This is a genomic window from Stackebrandtia albiflava (genome assembly GCF_007994225.1).
GTDB lineage: Bacteria > Actinomycetota > Actinomycetes > Mycobacteriales > Micromonosporaceae > Stackebrandtia > Stackebrandtia albiflava.
In genome coordinates this window covers 38,668-59,981 of record NZ_VLLL01000013.1, presented here as the reverse complement: position 1 = coordinate 59,981, position 21,314 = coordinate 38,668, and the positions used below count along the sequence as shown (strand labels likewise).

Annotated in this window: 20 protein-coding genes; 12 read left to right on the top strand and 8 right to left on the bottom strand. The window is 69.9% G+C overall.

The window, feature by feature from the left end:
• Positions 1-9: 9 nt before the first annotated feature.
• Together LX16_RS26170 and LX16_RS26165 are read right to left on the bottom strand one after the other, a co-directional pair.
• A complete protein-coding gene (locus LX16_RS26170) occupies positions 10-885 on the bottom strand; it encodes a tRNA (adenine-N1)-methyltransferase (RefSeq protein WP_147144657.1) in 876 nt (291 codons plus the stop codon).
• Entirely contained in the window at positions 882-2,084 is a 1,203-nt protein-coding gene (locus tag LX16_RS26165; RefSeq protein WP_147144656.1) for a site-2 protease family protein, read from the bottom strand. Before LX16_RS26165 ends, LX16_RS26170 begins: the two co-directional genes overlap by 4 nt.
• A gap of 92 nt (positions 2,085-2,176) precedes the next feature.
• Here LX16_RS26165 and LX16_RS26160 point away from each other — a divergent pair, with 92 nt between their 5' ends.
• Together LX16_RS26160 and LX16_RS26155 are read left to right on the top strand one after the other, a co-directional pair.
• The gene (locus tag LX16_RS26160; protein WP_147144655.1) at positions 2,177-3,037 is read left to right on the top strand and encodes a RecB family exonuclease; all 861 of its coding nucleotides are present in this window, start codon (positions 2,177-2,179) and stop codon (positions 3,035-3,037) included.
• A 130-nt stretch (positions 3,038-3,167) separates the two neighbouring features.
• Positions 3,168-4,373, top strand: coding sequence for a cation:proton antiporter (locus LX16_RS26155; RefSeq protein WP_147144654.1), 1,206 nt, complete (start codon positions 3,168-3,170; stop codon positions 4,371-4,373).
• A gap of 9 nt (positions 4,374-4,382) precedes the next feature.
• Here the strand turns inward: LX16_RS26155 and LX16_RS26150 are convergent, their stop codons facing one another.
• Complete coding sequence (locus LX16_RS26150; RefSeq protein ID WP_147144653.1) at positions 4,383-5,075, bottom strand: hypothetical protein; 693 nt, start codon at positions 5,073-5,075, stop codon at positions 4,383-4,385.
• Positions 5,076-5,148: 73 nt separating this feature from the next.
• Here LX16_RS26150 and LX16_RS26145 point away from each other — a divergent pair, with 73 nt between their 5' ends.
• The 5 genes from LX16_RS26145 (at position 5,149) to LX16_RS26125 (ending at position 11,966) form a co-directional block, all read left to right on the top strand.
• Positions 5,149-6,363 (top strand): GTPase family protein, encoded by a 1,215-nt coding sequence (locus LX16_RS26145; RefSeq protein WP_147144652.1) that lies wholly within the window; start codon positions 5,149-5,151, stop codon positions 6,361-6,363.
• 106 nt (positions 6,364-6,469) lie between these two features.
• On the top strand, positions 6,470-7,732 hold the full coding sequence (locus LX16_RS26140; protein ID WP_211354788.1) for a sensor histidine kinase: 1,263 nt from the start codon (positions 6,470-6,472) through the stop codon (positions 7,730-7,732).
• Positions 7,729-8,412, top strand: coding sequence for a response regulator (locus tag LX16_RS26135; protein ID WP_147144651.1), 684 nt, complete (start codon positions 7,729-7,731; stop codon positions 8,410-8,412). The genes LX16_RS26140 and LX16_RS26135 overlap by 4 nt, the downstream gene beginning before the upstream one ends.
• Positions 8,413-8,616: 204 nt before the next feature.
• A complete protein-coding gene (locus tag LX16_RS26130) occupies positions 8,617-9,402 on the top strand; it encodes an ABC transporter ATP-binding protein (protein ID WP_147144650.1) in 786 nt (261 codons plus the stop codon).
• 2 nt (positions 9,403-9,404) lie between these two features.
• On the top strand, positions 9,405-11,966 hold the full coding sequence (locus LX16_RS26125) for an ABC transporter permease (RefSeq protein WP_147144649.1): 2,562 nt from the start codon (positions 9,405-9,407) through the stop codon (positions 11,964-11,966).
• A gap of 59 nt (positions 11,967-12,025) precedes the next feature.
• Here the strand turns inward: LX16_RS26125 and LX16_RS26120 are convergent, their stop codons facing one another.
• The 3 genes from LX16_RS26120 to map all read right to left on the bottom strand — a co-directional run bounded on the left by LX16_RS26120 (position 12,026) and on the right by map (position 15,163).
• Complete coding sequence (locus LX16_RS26120) at positions 12,026-13,462, bottom strand: sugar porter family MFS transporter (protein WP_147144648.1); 1,437 nt, start codon at positions 13,460-13,462, stop codon at positions 12,026-12,028.
• A gap of 82 nt (positions 13,463-13,544) precedes the next feature.
• Entirely contained in the window at positions 13,545-14,375 is an 831-nt protein-coding gene (locus tag LX16_RS26115) for an alpha/beta fold hydrolase (RefSeq protein ID WP_147144647.1), read from the bottom strand.
• Positions 14,372-15,163, bottom strand: coding sequence for a type I methionyl aminopeptidase (gene map / locus LX16_RS26110; protein ID WP_147144646.1), 792 nt, complete (start codon positions 15,161-15,163; stop codon positions 14,372-14,374). The genes LX16_RS26115 and map overlap by 4 nt, the downstream gene beginning before the upstream one ends.
• A 58-nt stretch (positions 15,164-15,221) precedes the next feature.
• Between map and LX16_RS26105 the strand changes: the two genes are divergently transcribed.
• The gene (locus LX16_RS26105) at positions 15,222-15,482 is read left to right on the top strand and encodes a helix-turn-helix domain-containing protein (protein WP_147144645.1); all 261 of its coding nucleotides are present in this window, start codon (positions 15,222-15,224) and stop codon (positions 15,480-15,482) included.
• A 55-nt stretch (positions 15,483-15,537) separates the two neighbouring features.
• Positions 15,538-16,398, top strand: coding sequence for an Fpg/Nei family DNA glycosylase (locus tag LX16_RS26100; RefSeq protein ID WP_147144644.1), 861 nt, complete (start codon positions 15,538-15,540; stop codon positions 16,396-16,398).
• Positions 16,399-16,476: 78 nt separating this feature from the next.
• Here the strand turns inward: LX16_RS26100 and LX16_RS26095 are convergent, their stop codons facing one another.
• Together LX16_RS26095 and LX16_RS26090 are read right to left on the bottom strand one after the other, a co-directional pair.
• Positions 16,477-17,097: a response regulator gene (locus LX16_RS26095; protein WP_147144643.1), complete on the bottom strand. Its 621-nt coding sequence runs from the start codon at positions 17,095-17,097 to the stop codon at positions 16,477-16,479.
• On the bottom strand, positions 17,094-18,239 hold the full coding sequence (locus tag LX16_RS26090; protein WP_147144642.1) for a sensor histidine kinase: 1,146 nt from the start codon (positions 18,237-18,239) through the stop codon (positions 17,094-17,096). The genes LX16_RS26095 and LX16_RS26090 overlap by 4 nt, the downstream gene beginning before the upstream one ends.
• Positions 18,240-18,436: 197 nt before the next feature.
• Between LX16_RS26090 and LX16_RS26085 the strand changes: the two genes are divergently transcribed.
• From LX16_RS26085 to LX16_RS26075, 3 genes are all read left to right on the top strand, one after another.
• Positions 18,437-19,000, top strand: coding sequence for a GlcG/HbpS family heme-binding protein (locus LX16_RS26085; RefSeq protein ID WP_147144641.1), 564 nt, complete (start codon positions 18,437-18,439; stop codon positions 18,998-19,000).
• Between the two features lie 151 nt (positions 19,001-19,151).
• Positions 19,152-19,760 (top strand): YbaB/EbfC family nucleoid-associated protein, encoded by a 609-nt coding sequence (locus tag LX16_RS26080; protein WP_147144640.1) that lies wholly within the window; start codon positions 19,152-19,154, stop codon positions 19,758-19,760.
• Positions 19,757-21,256, top strand: a complete 1,500-nt coding sequence (locus LX16_RS26075) for a hypothetical protein (RefSeq protein WP_147144639.1) — start codon at positions 19,757-19,759, stop codon at positions 21,254-21,256. The genes LX16_RS26080 and LX16_RS26075 overlap by 4 nt, the downstream gene beginning before the upstream one ends.
• The last annotated feature ends 58 nt before the right edge of the window (positions 21,257-21,314 follow it).

Below are 21,314 nucleotides of genomic sequence, written 5' to 3'. Positions count from 1 at the left end.
CGGCTCCGGCTATCCCTGCTCGGCGATGGCGGCCTTCCGCGCCGCGTACGCCTGCGCGCCCTTGCTCGGTTTGCGCTGCCGCGTCGGCGCGACCGTACCCGGCGCCAGCCTCCTCGTCGTGACGAGGAACGCCGTGTGGGCGACCATCCGGTGGTCGGGCCGCACCGCGAGCCCCTCCAGGTGCCAGTCCCGGACCAGCGTCTCGAACGCCCGCGGCTCCGTGAAGCCGCCGCGTTCACGCAGCCGCTCCACCAGCTCCGACATCTGGGTGGTCGTGGCGACGTAACCGACGAGGACGCCACCGGGGATGAGGACCCGTTCCACCATGTCGAGCACCTCCCACGGCGACAACATGTCCAGGACGATGCGGTCGACGTCGGACTCGGTGCAGTCGGCGACGTCCCCGGTGCTGAGGGTCCACTGCTTGGGCGGTCCGCCGAAGAACGCCTCGACGTTGTCGCGGGCGATGGCGGCGAAGTCGTCACGCAGTTCGAACGAGTGGACCTGCCCGGTGTCGCCGACGGCGCGCAGCAGGGAACAGGTGAGCGCGCCCGAACCCGCGCCCGCCTCGACGACCTTCGCGCCGGGGAAGACGTCGCCCATGGCGACGATCTGCGCGGCGTCCTTGGGGTAGATCACCTGGGCGCCGCGCGGCATCGACAGCACGAAGTCCGACAGCAGCGGCCGCAGCGCCAGGTACTGCGTGTTCGCGGCGGAGGTGACGACGCTGCCTTCGGGCAGGCCGATCAGGGCGTCGTGGGAGATGCCGCCGCGATGGGTGTGGAAGGTCTTGCCCGGCTCCAGGACCACGGTGTGCATCCGGCCCTTGGGGTCGGTGAGTTGCACCCTGTCCCCCGCCGTGAACGGGCCGCTGCGCGCCGTCATGTCTGGTCGTCCTCCTGTCGATGCGGAACCGTGCCGGTGTCGGCGGGTGCGGCGGTGCCGGTCGTGGGCACCGGGCGCCGGGGGTCGAGGACGTCGGCGATGTCGGACGCCCTGACCAAGCCCTCGAACCGGCCGCCGAACATTACCGCGTACTCCGGGGCGTGGTGACGGCGCATCGCGTCCACGACCTCGTCGCCACGCCAGCGCGGATCCCACGCCGTCTCGGGTGTGATGGCGCGCGACACGTCGTCGACGGGTATCCACGGTCGGCGGTGTTCCGGGACCGCGCGCGCTGCCGGACCGGACAGCAGGGCGAGCGGTTCACCGTTGGAACCGACCACGACGACGCTGACGGCCTCGGCCTCCCGCATCCTGCGCAGCGCCTCCGCCAACGGGGTCCCGGTGGTGACGGGCGCGGCGGGCCGCAGGAGTGACCGGACGTCGAGCAGGTGGAACCGGGCGCCGAGTTGACCGATCTGGATGGATCGGGTCGCGCCGAGCCACAGCACGCCGGCGATCAGGAGCGCGAAGACGATCCCGATGGTGGTGACGACACCGCAGAAGTACAGCAACGCGCCGCCCAGCCCGGTCGCGACCGCGACGGCGCGGCCGGTCCATCCGGCGACGCGTGACGCCAGGTGCCGGTCGCCCTTGATCGCCCACACCAGTGCCCGCAGGGCGCGTCCGCCGTCCAGCGGCATCCCGGGCAGTGCGTTGTACACCGCCACGATGATGTTGCTCGCCGCGATCTGGAACGCGAACTGGGTCGCCAGGCCGCCCGGTGGGGTCAACGCCAGTGCCGCCACGCCGGCGACTCCGAGCACGGCCGACACCAGCGGACCCGCCAGCGCGACCGCGGCCTCCACCTTGGGCGACTGGGCCTCGGAGGCCATCTCGGTGTGACCGCCGAGCATCTCCAGGGTGATGCTGCGGACCTCGATTCCATAGTGACGGCTGACCAGTGCGTGTCCCAGTTCGTGCAGGAACACCGAGACGCAGAGGGTCACCACGAATCCGAAACTGACGACGTAGACCAGCCCGCCGGATATGCCGGGAACGGCGGCCTGGACGATGTCGGAGTAGATGACGGTGACGAGCACGGCGAGGATCAGCCAGGTCGGACTGACTATGACGGGCACGCCGAAGACCCGCCCGATGCGCAACCCCGGTCGCCTGGTCGAGGACGTTTCCTCATTCATCGATTCGATGGTACGGGTAGCGTCACGACGGCCTGCCGTGACGGAGCCGCCCGAGGGGCGGTCGTGTCACAGTGCGTCGATATCGTGTCGGGATGTCGTCCTCCCCGGCTCGCGTCCCCACCACACTGTCGCCGTCGCGCGCGGCGGACTTCAAGACGTGCCCGCTGCTGTACCGTTTCCGGGCGATCGACCGGCTCCCGGAACCGACCACGCCCGCGATGATGAAGGGCACCCTCGTACACGCGGTGCTGGAGCGGTTGTACGACCTGGCGGCCGCCGAACGCACCCCCGGCCGGGCCGTGTCGTTGCTGGCGCCGGAGTGGGAACGGCTGCGGCGGCAGCGGCCGGAGGCCGCGGAGCTGTTCGGTGAGGACGGCGGGGACACGCAGCGGGAGTGGCTGGCGGACGCCCGGGCGCTGGTCGAGTCGTATTTCACGGTGGAGGACCCGACCCGTCTCGCCCCGTCCGAACGGGAGTGCCTGGTCGAGGCGACGCTCGCCGACGGCGTGCGGATGCGGGGCTTCATCGACCGGCTCGACGTCGCACCCACCGGGGAGGTCCGGGTCGTCGACTACAAGACGGGGAAGACGCCGGCGGTGGCGTTCCAGGGGCAGGCGCTGTTCCAGTTGAAGTTCTACGCGCTGGCGCTGTGGCGTACCCGGGGTGTCGTGCCGCGGATCCTGCGGCTGCTGTACCTCAAGGACGGTCAGGTCGTCGACTACGCGCCCACGGAGTCCGAACTGCTCGGTGTGGAGAGGACGGTGTCGGCGCTGTGGCAGGCGATCAGCCGCGCCGTGGCCACCGGCGAGTTCCCGTCGAAGAAGGGACCGCTTTGCGGTTGGTGCGCCTATAAGGACAGGTGCCCGGAGTTCGGTGGGACGCCGCCGCCGTATCCACTACCGCTGCAGCTCCCGGGACTGATCCCCGAGGCCGATCCCACCCCGGCCGGCTGAGACGCCCGGCGGCGACACGTCCCGACATGCCCCATACGCCTGATTCGCGGCGGTATGCGGCTATCGTGCTACCACAGTGAGCCGGAACGACGCGGTCCCGCCGCGCGTTCACGTCGAGAGGTGACACGTCGTGGGGCACGCCGATACGTTGCTGGCGATGGGCGGGGCGTTCGTCGCCGCCGCCGTCCTCGCCCGGCTCGGCCGCCGGATCGGTCTCCCCACGATCCCGTTGTTCATGGTGGCGGGGATCCTGGTGGGACCGCACACCCCGGGGTTCGTCCTGGTGGAGGACCCGCACGACTTCGAGATGCTGTCGGCGCTGGGCCTGGTCCTGTTGCTGTTCTACCTGGGGCTCGAATTCCACGTGGAGGACCTGCAGCGTGGCGGCCGCAGCCTGGTCGTGGCGGGCGGGCTGTATCTCCTGTTGAACGTCGGGGCGGGCTTCACGTTCGGTTGGCTGCTGGGGTGGGGCCTGGCGGAGGCGCTGGTGCTGGCCGGGGTCATCGGCATCTCCTCGTCGGCGATAGTCACGAAGGTCTTGGTCGAGAACCGCAGGCTGGGGCGTCCCGAGACGAAACTCATCCTCGGGATCACGGTCGTGGAGGACATCTTCCTGGCGCTGTACCTGGCGGTGCTGCAGCCGGTCATCGGCGGGGCCGAGAACCTCGGCGAGGCGGCGGCGCAGGCGGGGAAGGCGTTCGGGTTCCTGCTGCTGCTGGCGCTGGCGGCGCGGTTCGGCACCCGCTGGATCGGAAGGCTCGTCGCGGTCGAGGACGACGAACTGCTCGTCATCAGCTTCCTCGGTTTCGCGGTGTTGATCGCGGGACTGTCGGAGGAACTGGGGGTGGTCGACGCGATCGGGGCCTTCATGGCGGGCCTGATCCTCGGCAACACCTCGGCGGGCGACCGGATCCGGGAGCTGGTCCATCCGCTCCGGGACGCCTTCGGCGCGATCTTCTTCTTCGTCTTCGGCCTGTCGATCGATCCCGGCGACTTCGGCGCGGTGTGGCTGCCGGTGCTGATCGCGGCGGTCGTCACGATGCTGATGAACCTCGCCGCCGGCCTGGTGACCGCCCGGATGAACGGTTTCGGCCTGACCCCGGCCGCCAACATCGCCACGACCCTGGTGGCGCGCGGCGAGTTCGCGCTGATCCTGGCCACGATGGCCGCCGCCGCGGGTCTCGATCCGCGGCTGCTGCCGTTCATCGCGGGTTACGTACTGGTCCTCGCGATCTTCGGTCCGTTCGCGGCCGGTAACAGCGGACTGTTGGCGGCGGGGCTGTCCCCGTTGGCGAGCCGGATGCGACGCCGACGTGCGGGGAGTTCATCGACGTGACCAGCACGGTCAACGCGCCACCCACACCCGCAGTTCCCCGATCCGGCGACATCCCGCGGCCAGCGCGGCGGTCAGGTCGTCACCCGATTCGTAGCCGACGACGGGCCTCCCGGGAGCGAAGCGGGCCGCCGCGGCCAGTACCGCCCGCCACGTCTCCTCGGTGACACCGGCGGTGTCGAAGACGTTGGACACTCCGACGACGCGGCCGCTGCGGTTGAGGATCGCGCCTCGGCGGATCCAGGCGCCGTCGGGTTCGGCCACGATCGTCACGGTCGGGTCGGTCAGCAGTTCCGGCCGGAACAGTTCGGGTGTGTCGGGTCCCCAGGTCTGTTGCCAGTCGGCCAGGTCTTCGGGGTCTGGTACCCGTCGCCAGGCGGCGGCCTCGACGGGGGACGCGGCGGCGTCGGCGGGCGGCGCGGCGATCCACTGGGATGTGAACAGTGGACGGAAGCCCTCGGGTTCGAGGTCGAGGTCTGAGAAGGAGTCCTTCACGGCGGCGGCGCGGCGGCGCGGCATCGCCGACAGCAGCTCGTCGGCCGGCACACCCGGGCGGATCGTCACCGCGGCGGGAAAGATGAAGGGCGTCCGGTCCCGGGCCGCCCACCAGCCCGGCCCCCACCGGGTCGGGATGCCGTAGGAACGGATCGCGGCGTCACACCAGCGGGCGTTGTTGGCCGCGGCGGCGGCGACGTCGGGAAGCACCGACCGATCCTGACAGGGGTGTCGCCGCTTCGCAATACACTTCTTGTCACGGCAACCGGCAGGAGGGCCACCGATGAGCGAGGCAGGCGACCGGATCACCGACTTCGACGGCATCACGAAGCGGTTCGCCGAGGAGATCAGCCAGGCCCGGCGCGAACTGGGCACCGTCAACATCGCGGTGTTCGGCAACACCGGGGTGGGCAAGAGCACGCTGCTCAACGCGGTGTTCGGCAGGGATCTGGCGGCGACCGGCACCGGCGACTCCGTCACCGCCCACATCCAGTACCACGGCGGCGCGCCCGAGCCGCTGGGCATCTACGACACGCCCGGTTTCGAGACCGGCGGCGCCGAACGGCAGCTCCTGGACGAGATCTCCCACGTGTTCGCCGACAATCACCGCAAACCGTTGTCGGAGCAGATCCACGTGGTGTGGTTCGTGGAGAACTCCCAGACCCACCGGTTCGTCGACAGCCAGGCGAACATCGTGACGCACCTCGCCGGTTTCGGGGTCCCGGTGATGATGATCCTCACCCGGGTCCGGCGGACCCCCTCCGGCGACACGCCGAAGGCGACCCGTGAACTGGCGGCGGCCATCACCGCACGGAACCTGCCGGTCACCCCGCGCGGGAAGGTGTTCCTCGTCAACGCGCTCGCCGACCCCGAGATGGGCGATCCCAGCCACGGCCTCGCCGAACTGCTCGACGCCACCTTCGCCGCGATCCCCGACAGCCTGCACGAGGCACTGGTGGCGGCGCAACGGCTCGACCTGGTGCGTAAAAGACGCGCGGCGGCCAAGATCGTGAACCGGTTCTCGTTGACGTCGGGCGCGGCCGGGGCGACACCGGTACCGGTGGCCGACCTGGTGCTGGTGACCGGCAGCCTCACCCGGATGTTCGCCCGGATCAGCGCCGCCTACGGCATCCCGTTCCGCAAGAAGCAACTGGCCAGGCTCGCCGCGGCGGTCCTGTTGACCGGTGGCGCCAGTACCGCCACCAGCCGCCTGGTGTTGAAGGCGTCGGGCGCCCAGTTGGCGAAGCTGGTGGGCGGCCAGACCGCGAAGCTGGGTGGCCGGTTCGTGCCGGTGGCCAACGTGGTCATCGCGGCCGCGGCGGGGGCGAGCGCGGCGCTGGTCGCCAAGGCGGCCGGTCACGCCTGGTGCCGGGTGTGCGAGTACATGCTCGCCCACCCCGACACCGAGGCGCTCGTCAACGACGAGGTGCTGAGCCTGTTCCACCGGCACTTCCGGGACCGCGGCGGCCCACCGGTGGGGGAACTCACCGACTCCTGACCCGGCCCCTCGTGACCGAAACGGTCACCGCGTCCACCTCAAGGAGGACTCCGGAATCCACCACCGCGTGGAGCCGACACCCCGTGGGCGACGTTACGGTTCGTAGGTGATCCGTGTAGAGGCCGCCCTGTGGAGCCGGGGCGGGCCGGTCCATGGCTGGTTCCAGCGTCACCCGGTGGTCGGTGACGTGCTGTTCGCCGTGCTCATCATGGTGATGGTGCTGGCTTCGGTGATCGCGGTGCAGGACATCGTTCCCGAGGCCCCCGACCTGAACCTGCCGTATCTCGGCTGGATCGTCCTGGGTGTCGTCCCGATCGCGTTGCGGCGGGTGCTGCTGTGGTGGTCGGTGGGGCTGACCGTCCTGCTCATGGTCGCGTCCGTCCTGGACTACCGGGTGTGGCAGAGCCTCAACTACACGATCCTGATCCTGGCCTACACGGTCGCGGCCTATCTGTCGTTCCGTGCCGCCGTGGGGGCGACGGTGCTGCTGTGGGGGACGTTGACGATGATGGTCGTCGCCGTCATCCCGCCGGCGCAGTTGGGGATGTCGGCCGAGGCCGCGTTGGTCATCAACTACGTCTCGGCGATCCTGCTGTTCATGCTGGGCCGCGCGATACACGGCCGCCGGCACAAACTGGTGGAGTTGCGGGAACGTGCCCGAATCGCCGAGGAGAACCAGCAGGCCCTGGTGACGCAGGCGATCAACGACGAACGCCGCCGCATCGCCCGCGAACTCCACGACGTCGTCGCGCACCACATCGCGGTGATGGGCGTGCTCGCCACGGGTGCGCGCCGGGTGTTGGCGAGGCAGCCGGAGAAGGCCGACGAGGCGCTGGCCACCATCGAGACCACCGGAAGGGCGACCCTGCGGGAGATGCGCCGCCTGTTGGACGTGCTGCGTTCCACCGACGAGGCCGACGACGAGGAACTTACGCCGCAACCGAGCCTGGAGGCCGTGAACGCGCTGGTCGCCCAGATCCGGGAGGCGGGTCTGCCGGTCAACCTGATCGTGGAGGGCGAACCGTATCCGCTGGACCCGGGGATCGCCCTGACGGTGTACCGGATCGTGCAGGAGGGCCTCACCAACACGCTCAAGCACGGCGGCCCGGCCCGCGCCGGTGTGCGCATCCAGTACAGCGAGCGGGGGCTGGACCTCGAGGTCGCCGACACCGGTCTGGGGCCCCGGTCCCCCGCCACCGAGAGCGGCCGGGTCGGCCACGGACTGGTCGGCATGCGTGAGCGTGTCGCGCTGTACGGTGGCACCCTGCGGACCGGGCCACGGCCGGGCGGCGGTTTCCGGGTCCACGCGATCATCCCCATCGACACCACCACCGCCCCGCTGGGCACCGACACCGGAGGCAACCGTTGAGCGCCGAATCCGACCACCGGCCGATCAAGGTCCTACTCGTGGACGACCAGCCGTTGCTGCGCACCGGGTTCCGCATGGTCCTGGGATCGGAGCCCGACATCGACATCGTCGCCGAGGCCGGTGACGGCACCGAGGCCGTGGAGTTGGCGCGGCGCCTGCTGCCGGACGTGGTCCTGATGGACATCCGCATGCCGAAGATGGACGGGGTGGCCGCCACCAAGGCGATCGTGGAGGCCAAGCTGCCGGTGAGGGTGCTGATCCTCACCACCTTCGACCTCGACGAGTACGTGGTCGGCGCGTTGCGCGCCGGGGCCAGCGGCTTCCTCGCCAAGGACGTGCCCGCCGACGACCTGGTCACGGCGATCCGCTCCGTCGCCGCCGGTGAGGCCGTGGTGGCGCCCCGCATCCTTCGGCGCCTCCTGGAGAAGTTCGTCGACCGGCTCCCCGACCCGGCGGGAGCCACCCCGACCAGTCTCGACGTCCTCACCGACCGGGAACGGCAGGTGCTCGGACTGGTCGCGAAGGGCATGTCGAACGCCGAAATAGCGAAAGAGCTGACGGTCAGTGAGACGACCGTGAAGACTCATGTCGGGCACGTCTTGACGAAACTGGGGCTGCGGGACCGGGTACAGGCGGTGGTGCTCGCCTACGAGACCGGGCTGGTCAAGCCGAGTCGGTGACCGCGGCCTCCGCCCTGAGGACTAGGACGGCTCCTACCCGGTGGTGACTCCGGCTCCGCCGAAGGACTGGCGATCGCTCCCTCCGGTGGCCTCAGGTGGACGTCGATATCGTGCCCGCGCACGACGGCGGGGCGCGTCTGCGGCCATACCGTGAAAGGGCCGGCGCAGCAACGTGCCGGTTCATCTCATGGGAGGGAAGCCACCGTGACGACAGCTGTTTCCACCGACCGAGGCGAGGCCGCCGCCAGGGCGACCGATGTGTGGAAGGTGTACGGCTCCGGTGAGGCTCAGGTCATCGCCCTTCGGGGTGTGACGGCGGAGTTCACCAAAGGCCGGTTCACCGCGATCATGGGTCCGTCGGGTTCCGGTAAGTCCACACTGATGCACTGCCTGGCCGGCCTGGACTACACGGACCGGGGCGAGATCCACATCGGCGACAACCTGGTCACGGGCCTTTCGGACAAGGGCCTCACCCTGCTGCGGAGGGAGAAGGTCGGGTTCATCTTCCAGCAGTTCAACCTGATGCCGACCTTGACGGCCGAGGAGAACATCCTGCTGCCGCTGTCGATCGGCAAACGCAAACCCGACCGCGCCTGGTTCGACCAGGTGGTGGACACGGTGGGGCTCCGTGACCGGCTGAGCCACAAGCCGACCGAGCTGTCGGGCGGGCAGCAGCAGCGGGTGGCGTGCGCGCGGGCGCTGGTGCAACGGCCCGACGTCATCTTCGCCGACGAACCCACCGGCAACCTCGACTCGAAGTCGGGCACCGAGGTGCTGAAGTTCCTGCGGCGCTCGGTGGACGATTTCGGCCAGACCATCGTCATGGTCACCCACGACCCGGTGGCCGCCTCGTACGCCGACCGGGTGCTGTTCCTCGCGGACGGCCAGGTGGTGGACGAGATGTTCGATCCCACCGCCGACCGGGTCCTGGACGAGCTGAAGCGGTTCGACGAGATCGTCGGTTCCGCGCAGGGCGAGGAGCGCCGGTAGTCATGTTGCGCGCCACTTTCAAGAGCCTGCTGTCGCGCAAGGCGCGGCTGTTGTTGTCCACGATCGCGGTGGTGCTGGGCGTGGCCTTCGTGACGGGTTCGCTGGTGTTGAACTCGTCGCTGGGCAAGAGCATCGAGTCGATGTTCACGACCGTCTTCGACGACGTGGACGTCCAGGTGACCGCCGAACGGGACGATTCGTTGTTCGCGTCCGCCACACCGATCCCCGCCGACGTCGTGGAACGGGTCGCCGGGGTCGACGGGGTGTCGGAGGCGACCGGGCTGGTGTCGGAGGGCACCGGGAAACTGCGGGTCGTCGGCAAGAACGGCAAGGCGATCCCCAACTTCGGCGCCCCGGTCATCGGCCAGAACTTCACCGGGTTCGAGGACCCGATGGAGCTGAAGGAGGGCACCGAGCCGCAGGCCGACGACGAGGTCGCGGTCAGCGCGAGCCTGGTCGCCACCACCGGATACGAGCTGGGTGACACGCTGCCGTTGCTGACGGACGGCCCCGAGGCCCGGGAGTTCGAGATCGTCGGCGTCTTCGGGTACAGCGGCGGCCGCGACTCGGTCGCCGGTGAACAGACGATCCTGTTCACCCTCGAAGCGGCCCGCGCCAACCTGATGACCGTGCCCGACGCCTACACGTTGATCGACGTGACGGCGGAGTCCGGCACCGACGACTCGCAACTGCGCGACGACATCGCGGATCTGCTGGGCTCCGGTTACGTCGTCCAGACCGGTGAGGACCTGGCCGCAGAACAGACCGAGGCGTTTCAGCCGTTCCTCGACGTGTTCAACTACCTGCTACTGGGTTTCGGCGCGGTGGCGTTGATCGTGAGTGTCTTCCTCATCGTCAACACCTTCTCCATCATCGTTGCGCAGCGCACCCGGGAACTGGCGTTGTTCCGAGCGTTGGGCGCCGGGCGTGGTCAGGTGACCGGTGCGGTGCTTCTGGAGGCCCTGATCGTGGGGTTGCTCTCGGCGGTCGTCGGTCTGCTGTTGGGCATCGGTGTCGGATATCTGGGAACCGTGGCCTTGGGCTCCAGCATGGGAACCGACATGGAGGCGACCCTGGTCGTCCCGTGGCAGACGATCCTGGCGGCGTTGCTGATCGGGGTCGGGGTGACGATGCTGGCGGCGCTGATCCCCGCGGTCGGCGCGTCCCGCATCCCGCCCATGGCGGCGCTCCGGGAGGCGGCCAACACCATCAAACCGGTGCGCTGGTTCGCGATCATCGGCGGCATTCTGCTCGCCCTTGGGGCGGTGGCACTGTTCCTCGGGCTGACGGAACGTGTCGGCGACGGCGACGACAGTCTGCTGCTGGTGCTGGCCGGTGTCGGTCTGTTGTTCATCGGATTGGCCGTCGTCATCCCCGCCATCGCGAAACCGCTCGTGTCGCTGATCGGCGCCGTGCTGTCCTGGTCCATGCCGGGCAAGTTGGGGCGGCGTAACTCCTCACGCAACCCGCGTCGTACGGCGATCACCGCTTCGGCCCTCATGATCGGCATCACCCTGGTGACCGCGGTAGGTGTCGTACTCTCCTCGGCGAACGCCAGCATCCAGAAGTTCTTCGCCGAGTCGGTCTCCGCCGACGTGATGATCGCCGGGGTCGGCACGTTGAACGACTCCTACAACGTCGAGATCCTCGACGAGGTCCGGGAAATGCCGGAGGTGTCGCAGGCGGCGGCCGCGTACATAGACCAGGCGGAGTTCGTGGAACCGGGCACGAACGACGAGGCCGCCGTCCTCGTGGAGGCGACCGACGACGTCACCGCGTACACGGAACTGCTCGGCATCACCGTCTCCGAAGGCGACCTGTCCGACCTGGACCGGAACGGCCTGGTCGTCTACAAGGGCTGGGCGGAGCAGCACCGGGTGACCGTCGGCGACACCGTCGACCTCCGCTTCAGCGCCGCCGAGTCCGCCGCACCGCTGACCGTGGTGGCCGTGGTGGAGTCGAGCATCGGCGGTGAGGTCATGGTCAGCGACGACCACGTCGACCGGTTCGGGCAGCCGGATCCGATGCAGGCCTACATCACCTTGGAGGACGGTGCGGACAAGCCGCAGGTGATCGAGCGGATCAACCAACTGCTCGCGGAAAATCCGGCGGTGACCGCCGCCGACATCGGTGTCCTCAACGACCAGTTGACCGTCACCTTCGACGCCGTCCTGCTGGTGGTGCAGGTGTTGCTCAGCCTGGCGATCTTCATCGCCGTGATCGGCGTGGTCAACACCCTGACGCTGTCGGTGCTGGAGCGGACCCGGGAGCTGGGCCTGCTGCGGGCGGTGGGCATGACCCGCGGCCAGGTGACCGCGATGGTGATGGTCGAGTCCGTGGTGATCTCGGTGTTCGGCGCGGTACTGGGCCTGGCCGCCGGGGCCGGCCTGGGCATCGTGGTGCAGCAGGCGCTCTCCGACGACTTCCTGGAGGTCTTGGTGATGCCGTGGGGCACGATGGTGTTCTACCTGGTCGCGGCCGTGGTGATCGGTGTGCTGGCGTCGCTGATCCCGGCGTTCCGCGCCAACCGGTTGAACGTGTTGAGCGCGATCTCCCACGACTGACCGGAATGACGACGGGGTGTGGCCGCCGTGGCGGTCACACCCCGTTCTCGTGTCCGGGGTCAGGCCCGGGCGGCCGCCGGGTTGTCCATGTCCTCCAGTTCCCGGCCCTTGGTCTCGCGGACGGCCCGCCACACGAAGAAGAAGGCCAGGAACGCGAAGCCCGCGTACAGGCCGTATGCGAGGCCGAGACCCTTCTCGGACAGCCACGGGAACGTCGTCGACACCGCCCAGTTGGCGAGCCACTGCGCCCCGGCGGCCAGCGCCAGCGCGGACGCGCGGATGCGGTTGCCGAACATCTCACCGAGCAGGACCCACACGACGGGTCCCCACGAGCACCCGAACCCGAACACGAACAGGTTGGCCGCCACGAGGGCGATGGGACCGGCCACACCCTGCAGCTCGGGTTGCATCTCCCCCTGGGCGTTCTCCACCAGCGGTGCCGAGGCGAAGACGACGGCCATGGTGCCGAGGCTGACCGTCATGATGGCGGCACCGGCCATGAGCAGCGGTTTACGGCCGATCCGGTCGACGAGCATGATGGCGATGACCGTGGTGACGATGTTGGTGACCGAGGTGATCACGCTGATCAGCATCGAGTTGTTGGAGTCGAAGCCGACGGCCTCCCACAGCACCGACGAGTAGTAGAAGATCACGTTGATGCCGACGAACTGCTGGAAGACCGACAGCAGGATGCCGACCCAGACGATGCCCAACAGCCCCAACACGGGTCCGCGAAGGTCGCTCAGGCGTACCGGCTTGTCGCTGCGCAGCGAGCGTTGGATCTCACGGATGCGGCCGTCGACGTTGCCGCCGATGAGCCGTTTCAGGACGTCCTTGGCCTTGGTCAGTTCGTTCTTGGACACCAGGTAGCGCGGCGACTCCGGGATCTGGAGCGCCATGATGCCGTAGATGACGGCGGGGACGGCACCCGAGGCGAACATCCACCGCCAGGCGGTACCACCCCACGGCGTCTCCTCACTGGCGCCGCCGGACACGTCGGCGATGATGTAGTCGACGAGCAGCGCCACGAAGATGCCCGCGACGATGGCGAGCTGTTGCAGGGACCCGAGTCGGCCACGTAGCTTCGCGGGGGCGATCTCGGCGATGTAGGCGGGCGCGATGACCGAGGCCGCGCCGACGCCGAGGCCGCCCAGGACACGCCAGATCGTCAGGTCTACCGGGTGCACCGCCAGGGCCGAACCGATCGCGGAGATCAGGAAGATGATCGCCGCGATGACCATGACGCGGACGCGCCCGAGCCGGTTGGCGAGCGGTCCGGCGAACCAGGCCCCCACCATGGCGCCGAGCAGCGCCGAGGAGACGACGAAGCCCAGCGTCACCGAACTGATCTCGAACTCCCGCTGGATCGCGGCGACGGCACCGTTGATGACGGAGGTGTCGTATCCGAAGAGGAATCCGCCGATGGCGGCGGCGGAGGCCACCAGGATCGCCGTGGTGTGGGAGTGCTTGTCGTCCGTGCCCTCTGCTGCGGCCATCGTTCCCCCGATCAACGTCGTGTGGGTTCACGGTAACCGCAGGGGTGGCCATTGTAGGTGGTGATTCATCGGATTGCCGGGCTCACTCCGTGAGGAACCCCCACAGTGCCGCGGTCAGCGCGGCGGGCGCGTCCTCCTGCACGAGGTGGCCGGCGCCCGGAATCGTCCTCAGCCGTGCGCCGGGTATCAGCCGGTGGAGTTCGGTGGCCTTCTCCACGGGGATCCACCGGTCCTCCTCACCCCAGCACACCAGGACCGGGATGTCGATCTCACCGTATCGGGGTTGGATCTCGTCGGTGTACCGCTGCGACGCCTGCGCGATCTGCCGGTAGAAGGCGGGCTGCCGGTCGGTTCCCCGCCATGCCTCGGTGAGCCGGTGGAGCGTCTCGGGATGCGGCTGTCGCGGCCCGGTGGTGCCGATGTACTCCCGTACGAGTGCGGCGTGCAGGTTGTCGGGCAGTCGGGCGAACACGTCGGCGTGGTCGGTGACCAGCCGGAAGAACTCGGAGCCCCAGGGGGCGAGCGCGACGGGGTCGACGAGGGCCAGCCGGTCGTAGCGGGCGCCGTGGAGGAGGTGGGCGCGCAACGCGACGGCGCCTCCGAAGTCGTGGGCGACCACGGCCGGCGACGTCAGTCCCCAGTGCCGCAGCAGCGCGGTGAACACCCGTCCCTGCGCGGCGAGCGACACGTCCTGTCCGTCGAACATCGCGGACTGTCCATAGCCGGGCATGTCCCACACGTACACGCGGAACCTCGACGCCAGGGCCGCGGCGACGTCACGCCACACGTATGAGGAGAACGGCGTGCCGTGCAGCAGGACGACCGGCGGCGCGTCGGCGTCCCCGTGGGCGTCCCAGCGGACCGTGCCGGATTCGGAGTCGAAGGTGTGGGCGAGTGGCCGGACGTCCGTCATGCCCCCACCGTAGCGGTGAGTCCGGTGCGGTCGGTCAGGACGAGTGGCCCGTCCTCGGTGACGGCGACGGTGTGTTCGGAGTGGGCGCCCCGGGAGCCGTCGGCGGAGCGGATCGTCCAGCCGTCGGCGTCGTGGCGGATCCGGTCGGTCCCGGCGAGGAACCACGGTTCGATGGCGATGACCAGGCCGGGCCGGAGCGGCAGGCCGCGTCCGGCGCGCCCGGCGTTGGGGACGCTGGGGTCCTCGTGCATGGTCCGGCCGATCCCGTGGCCGCCGAACTCGGTGTTGACGAGGTAGCCGTGGTCGGCGGCGACCGCGCCGATCGCGGCGGAGACGTCGCCGATGCGGCCTCCGGGCACGGCGGCGGCGATGCCGGCGTCCAGCGCCTCCCGGGTCGCACGGATGAGTCGGGTGTCGGATTCGGGGGCCTCGCCGACGTTGACGCTCACGGCGGAGTCGGCGACCCAGCCCTCGACCTCGACGGCGAGGTCCATGCTGAGCAGGTCGCCGTCGCGCAGTGTGTAGTCGTGGGGCAGGCCGTGGAGTACGGCGTCGTTGACCGACAGGCAGATGACGTTGCGGAACGGTCCCTCGCCGAAGGAGGGCGCGTAGTCCCAGTAACAGGAGGTGGCTCCCCGGTCGGCGATCATCTTCCTGGCGTGCCGTTCGATGTCCAGTAGGTTCACTCCGACGTCGACGATCGCCTGGAGGTCGGTGAGGATCTGGCCGACGAATCGCCCGGCCGGTCGCATCTTCTCGATCTCGGCGGGGGACTTCAGTTCGATCATGCTCTGACTCCTGTGTGCGTGATTGACGGTATTAAAATACCAGGATTAAAATACCGGTATGATCCGGCCACCGCTCAACGCCGAACAACTGGCCCGGGGCCGCGCATTGGGCGACCGGCTCAGGAAGGCCCGTGGCGACCGCAGCATCGTCGACGCGGCCACCGCCTCCGGCATGTCACCGGAGACCCTTCGCAAGATCGAGACCGGGCGGCTGCCCAGCCCCTCGTACTTCACCGTAGCGGCCCTGTGTCGCCTGTACGGGTTGTCGATGGACCGGCTCGCCGACGACTGCGAACCCGATCACGGCTCCGTGGCCTGACGGCCGCCCGGCCGAATCCGCCGCCCGGGCACCTCGCCGGTGCGAGACTGGAAGGATGCCGGAACTGCCCGAGGTGGCGGCGCTGGCCGGCTTCCTGAGCCGCCGCGCGACAGGCCACCGCGTCACCCGCGTTGACGTCGCATCGATACAGGTACTCAAGACCTTCGATCCCCCGCCGACCGCGCTGACCGGGCGGGCGCTCACCGCCGTCGACCGGCACGGGAAGTTCCTCGACCTCGACTTCGACGGCCTCCACCTGGTCGTCCACATGGCGCGGGCGGGTTGGCTGCGCTGGCGTGAGGAACTGCCCGCGGCCCCGTTGCGCCCCGGCAAGGGCCTCACGGCCCTCCGGCTGGTCTTGGACGACGGATCCGGATTCGACCTGACGGAGGCCGGGACCAGGAAGCGACTGGCCGCGTACGTCGTCGCCGACCCCGCCACGGTGCCGGGAGTGGCGGCGCTGGGGGTCGAACCGCTGTCACCGGACTTCACACTGGAGGCGTTCACCGCGCTCCTGGCGGGCCGCCGTCAGCAGATCAAGGGGGTGCTGCGGGACCAGCGACTCGTGGCGGGCATCGGCAACGCCTACTCCGACGAGGTGTTGCACGCGGCGAGACTGTCGCCGTACAAGCTGGCCGACGCCCTCACTCCGGAGGAGGTCGAACGACTCCACCGGGCGATCCGCGACACGCTCGCCGAGGCGGTCGCCGAATCCGCCGACCTGGCCGCCGGCCAGGTGAAGGCACACAAGAAGGAGTTGCTGCGGGTCCACGGCAAGGCCGGGCGGCCGTGTCCGGTCTGCGGTGACACCATCCGCGAGGTGTCCTTCGCCGACTCGTCGCTGCAGTACTGCCCCACCTGCCAGACCGGCGGGAAACCGCTCGCCGACCGGCGCATGTCCCGCCTACTGAAGTGACCGCACCGGCGCCGTCGGGAGGGACACGGCACATGGCGTGAATCGCGAGCGCGCGGGCGGCCTGGCGGGAACGCCGGGTCACCTCCGGATGAGACCCCGCTCCACCGCGACGGTGACCGCCGCAGTCCGTGAATCGACCCCCAGCTTGCGATAGACGTGGACCAGGTGGGTCTTGACGGTCGCCTCCGAGACGAACAGCTCCCGCGCGATCCTGCGATTGCCCATGCCACGTGACACCAACGTCAGGATCTCGATCTCACGAGCCGTCAGCGCCGAGGCGGGTGCCCGCATACGGCGCATCACCGCGCCCGCGACCCGCGGCGACAGCGCCGTCTCACCCACCGCCGCCAGGCGCACGGCGGTGAACAGTTCCTCCGGCGGGCCCGCCTTGAGGACGTAACCGGTCGCCCCGGCCTCCAGCGCCCGCACGATGTCCGACTCGGTCTCATAGGTCGTGAGCACGAGCACCTGCGGTGGATCGTCGAAGGCCCTCACCGCGCGGATCACGTCGACGCCGTCGCCGTCACCCTCCAACCGCAGGTCCACCAGTACGAGGTCGGGCCGCTCACGGTGGATCCCGCCGACCGCACCGGCCACGTCAGCGGCCTCACCGACGACCGTCAGGTCGGGTTCACCGGCGAGCAGCGCCACCAGCCCCGCCCTGACCACCGGGTGGTCGTCCACCAGGAACAGTCTCATCCGCCACTCCCCGCGAACGGGATCCGCGCCGCGATCGCGGTCCCCTCACCGGGTCGGGACTCGACCTCCAGACTGCCGCCGAGCCGCGCGAGGCGGTCGCGCATCGAACGCATCCCGAAACCCCTTCCCGGGGCGATCACGCCGGGCGCGCGCATTCCCGCGCCGTCGTCCACCACGTCCAACCGGATCTCCTCCTCCAGGAAGGACAACGTCACCACGACCGTGCCCCCGCCGGAGTGCTCCAGGGCGTTCGCCACCGCCTGCCGGGCCACCCGTGACAACGCGCCGCGGGCCTCGGCCGGAACCGGCCGCGGGTCGCCCGCACAGTGGAACCGCACGTCCGCCCCGTCGTCACTCCGGAAGCCGTCGACCAGCCGCCGCAGGTCACCCGCGACGGTGCCGTCCGGTTCCGGCGTCAGGTCGTCGAGGAACCGGCGGGCCTCGGCGAGGTCGTGCGCGGCGACCGCCGCCGCCCTGGTGACGTGGGACCGCGCCTTGACGGGTTCGGCCTCCCAGGAGCGTTCGGCCGCCTGCAGCAACATCCCGATACTGGCGAGGCCCTGCGCCAGGGTGTCGTGGATCTCCCCCGCCAACCTCTCGCGTTCGGCGAGGGTCCCCGCCCTGCGCTGCGACTCCGCGAGCGAGTCGCGGGTCGCCACGAGGTCCCCGATGAGGCGGCGGCGGGCGGTCAGTTCGTGCTCCAACGTCCAGAACACCACGGTCACCATGGCGGCGATCCCGATCGGCGCCAGGATCAGGCTCGGATCGACCACGTCCGCGATCCTCACCTGGCCGACGACGACCGCACCGGTCAGGACGACGGTCACCGCGACCGTGACCGGCGGCGGAAGGTGGCGCAGGCACAGGAAGTACAGCGGTACCGCGCACCACGCGAACGAGGGCGCGACGAGTACCAGTACCAGCCACAGGACCAGGATCGCGGCCAGCCATCCGACCACCGCACGCGAGTCGGTCCCGGCCACGATCCCCACGAGATAGGCCACCGTCATCACACCGCAGATCACCAACGGCACGGTCTCGGTCGCCCAGCCGTGACGTGTGACCAGGCGGGCGGCCGACGCCACGACCAGCAGCAGGAAGCCCGCGTGCATGGCGCGGTCCAGCCAGACCCGTTCGGTCATCGCCCCTCACCTCCCACCGTCGTCCCGGGACGGTCACCAAGCGTCCCGCCGGAGGCGCCGCACCGCATCGATCGAACGGTTGACATCCGGCCTCACCCACCCGGCGTCGGCAAGTCAATCAAGCTCGCGATGCCCGGGACTGACAACGGCGGAAACCTGGAGAGGTCATTCATCGACCACTCGACACGAGGAGCACCATGAACCTTCACCGCAACACGGTCCGCATCACGACCGGCGCGATCGCCGGGCTGGCCATCGTCGGCGGTGTGCTGGCCACCGCCACCTACGCCGAGCCGTCCTCCCCGGAGACCTCCTCCCCCCGGGTCACGACCGTCACGGCGGTGGAGGACGACGACGTCGCCACCGGACGGACCCTGCCGTCGGACGCCGTCTCGGCCGTCCTGGCCGCCGCGCAGGACGCCGCGGACGAGCGGGGCGTCCGTGTCACCGTCGCGGTCGTCGACCGGGCCGGCAACACGATCGGACTGCTCAAGGACGAGGGCGCCGGGCCGCAGACCGCGCAGTCGGCCATCGACAAGGCGTTCACGGCCGTGTCCTTCGGGCAGGCCACCGGCGACCTCGGCAAGGCCGCGAGCGGGAACAAGCCGAACATCGGGGACATCCCGGGAACACTGTTCCTGCCGGGCGGCGTTCCGGTCACGTTCGAGGACGCACCGATCGCGGGCGTCGGCGTCGGTGGCGCGCCGGACGGCGCGATCGACGAGGAGATCGCCTCGGCGGCCATCGCCGCCCTGGGGTGACCGCCGCGCGGATGGGGCGGTGGATGCACGTCCACCGCCCCGTCGGCGTACGCGAGTCCCGCCGAGGCCGCCCGCTTGACGGCGTCTCGTAGGCTGCACGACGAAGATGTGATCCCAGACACATCGACGTGTCGACCCCGCAGAGGCCCCCATGCCCACGCACCCCCAGGGTCCCCGCCCGTGGACCCGGCCGACGGGCTCCCCGCAGACGGCGACGGCGCCCACCGCTTCGCCCGGCGACTCGTTGGCCGAGGCGTTCCGCGGCCTGACCGTGTCCGCCACGTCACCGCGCGGTTGGGTCAAGGTCACCATCACCGGCTCCCGCACCCACGTCACCCTCCACGGTCGTGGCGCCGGCGCGGCGGCCGAACGACTGCTGGCGGAGGAGGCGGCGTCTGCCTGGCGCACCGCGCTGGCGAAACGGCATCGTGCCCGCGAAGAGCTGCGGACGTCGATACGTGGAGCCGCCGTGCGGCCCGCCGACCGGGAGATCGTCGCCCGGCTACGACGGCGGCGCATGGAGGTGGAGGCCATCGAGGTCACAGCACGGTCGCCGCGGGAACTCGTGCGCGTCAGGCGACGCGGTTCGATCGAGGTGGCGGTCCGGATCCGGCCGGGGACGCTCGACCACTACGACGACGACACGCTGCAGGACGAGCTGACGGCGGCGATACGGGCCGCCGATCAGGCGCGGACGCGCGCCCGCACCACAGACGTCACCGCCGGCGATGAGCCGGCGAACGGAAGGCAGAGGAAATGAACGACACCGACACCGGCCTGGACACCGTCATCCCGGACACGGACCTGTGGGCCAAGTTCGACGAATTCAAGATCGCCTACGTGGACGCGCTCATCGAAGCCGAGGAGGTCGAGGACGCCGACGAGTTCTACGACGGCTTCTACAGCAACATCTGGCATCAGGTGCACATGAACGCGCAGTTCATCCTGTCCGGGCGCCCCACTTATCTGGACCCGGTCCTGACGCACCTCGACGCCGCCCGCCGTCACCTGCAGACCGCCGAGGGCGACTTCGGCGGCCTCGGCGGGGACCTGGTGGCGTGGTCGGGCGAGGCGGCCACGCAGTTCAAGACCCGGTACCAGGACCGGTTCTCCCCCACCAACGCCAACCAGTTCGTCGCACTCGCCGAACTCACCGGCTTCGCCGCCGGCTACCGGCAGCTGATGGCGACCGCACTCCACGACTTCGACGCCGTACTGGACAGCGCGATCGCCGCGTGCCGCAGCTACGAGAAGGCCGGCGGCGGCTCCAGCGTGTGGAGCACCGTCTTCAAGGTCGCGGGGATCGGGGCGACGGTGGCGGGAATGGTGGCCGCAGCGATGGGCACCGCCGGGACGAGCCTGGGGGTCGGCGCCACCATCGTCGGCGGCTTCGCCGGATTCGGCGGCATGGCGACCGAGTCGTCCGGTGGGGAGCAGTCACGGGCGTTCGCCCACCCCTCCGAGATACTGTCCCAGCTCAACCACGTCAGCGACGCCCTGTGCGAACAGATGGTCGCCCAGGCGGACCGGTTGCTGGGTGTCCTCAACGAGGACCTGGCGGAGATCGGTGCCGGTGAGGCGCTGGTGATACCGCGACCCGACGTCGGTGACCTGCCCGCCGACCGCTACCTGGACGACTTCCCCTACGTCGGCGCCAGCAACGACATGACGGTGGACCTCCTGGCACTGTGGATGGCCGGTGAACGCCGGTTGCCGCTGGTCGCCGTCTCGTACGCCAACGCCGCCATCGAGGTCGGCCGATGTGACTGGCGGATGTCGGTCGGGCTGGGTGACGCCGAGTTCGTCGGTGCCGGCGTCGCGGAGAACCTGCACTACCTGGTGGACGTGGTCCATTCCCGGCTGGGCCAGATGAGCGACGACCTGGTACAGGTCGGTGGGGCGTTCAAGGCCATAGCCGAGGCGTACTCGGTGACCGACGAGGGCGGCGCGCAGGCACTGGACGCCCTCATCGCGCGGGAACGGGAGTACGGGAACCTCGACGACGTCCCGGCCGGGCTGCCCGAGGTGTACGCGCCGGACGTGGACGAGGCGCCGGCGGAGGAGCCGGGGTCCGCCGAGGCTCCCGGTTCGTACAACCCGGTGATGCCGTCGATGCCGGTCGACCTGTCTCCGATGTCGCCCGGTGGTCCTTACTTCACTCCGGAGATGCCGCCTGCCGACGACCCGTGGTACACGAGCGAGGAGGAGTACGACCCGAACGGGCCGCACGGCGGCAACCGGCAGCCGCAACCGTGACCCCCCGGACCGGACCCGACCGACTCCGCCGGGGGACGGTGTACGCCGCCCTGCACCC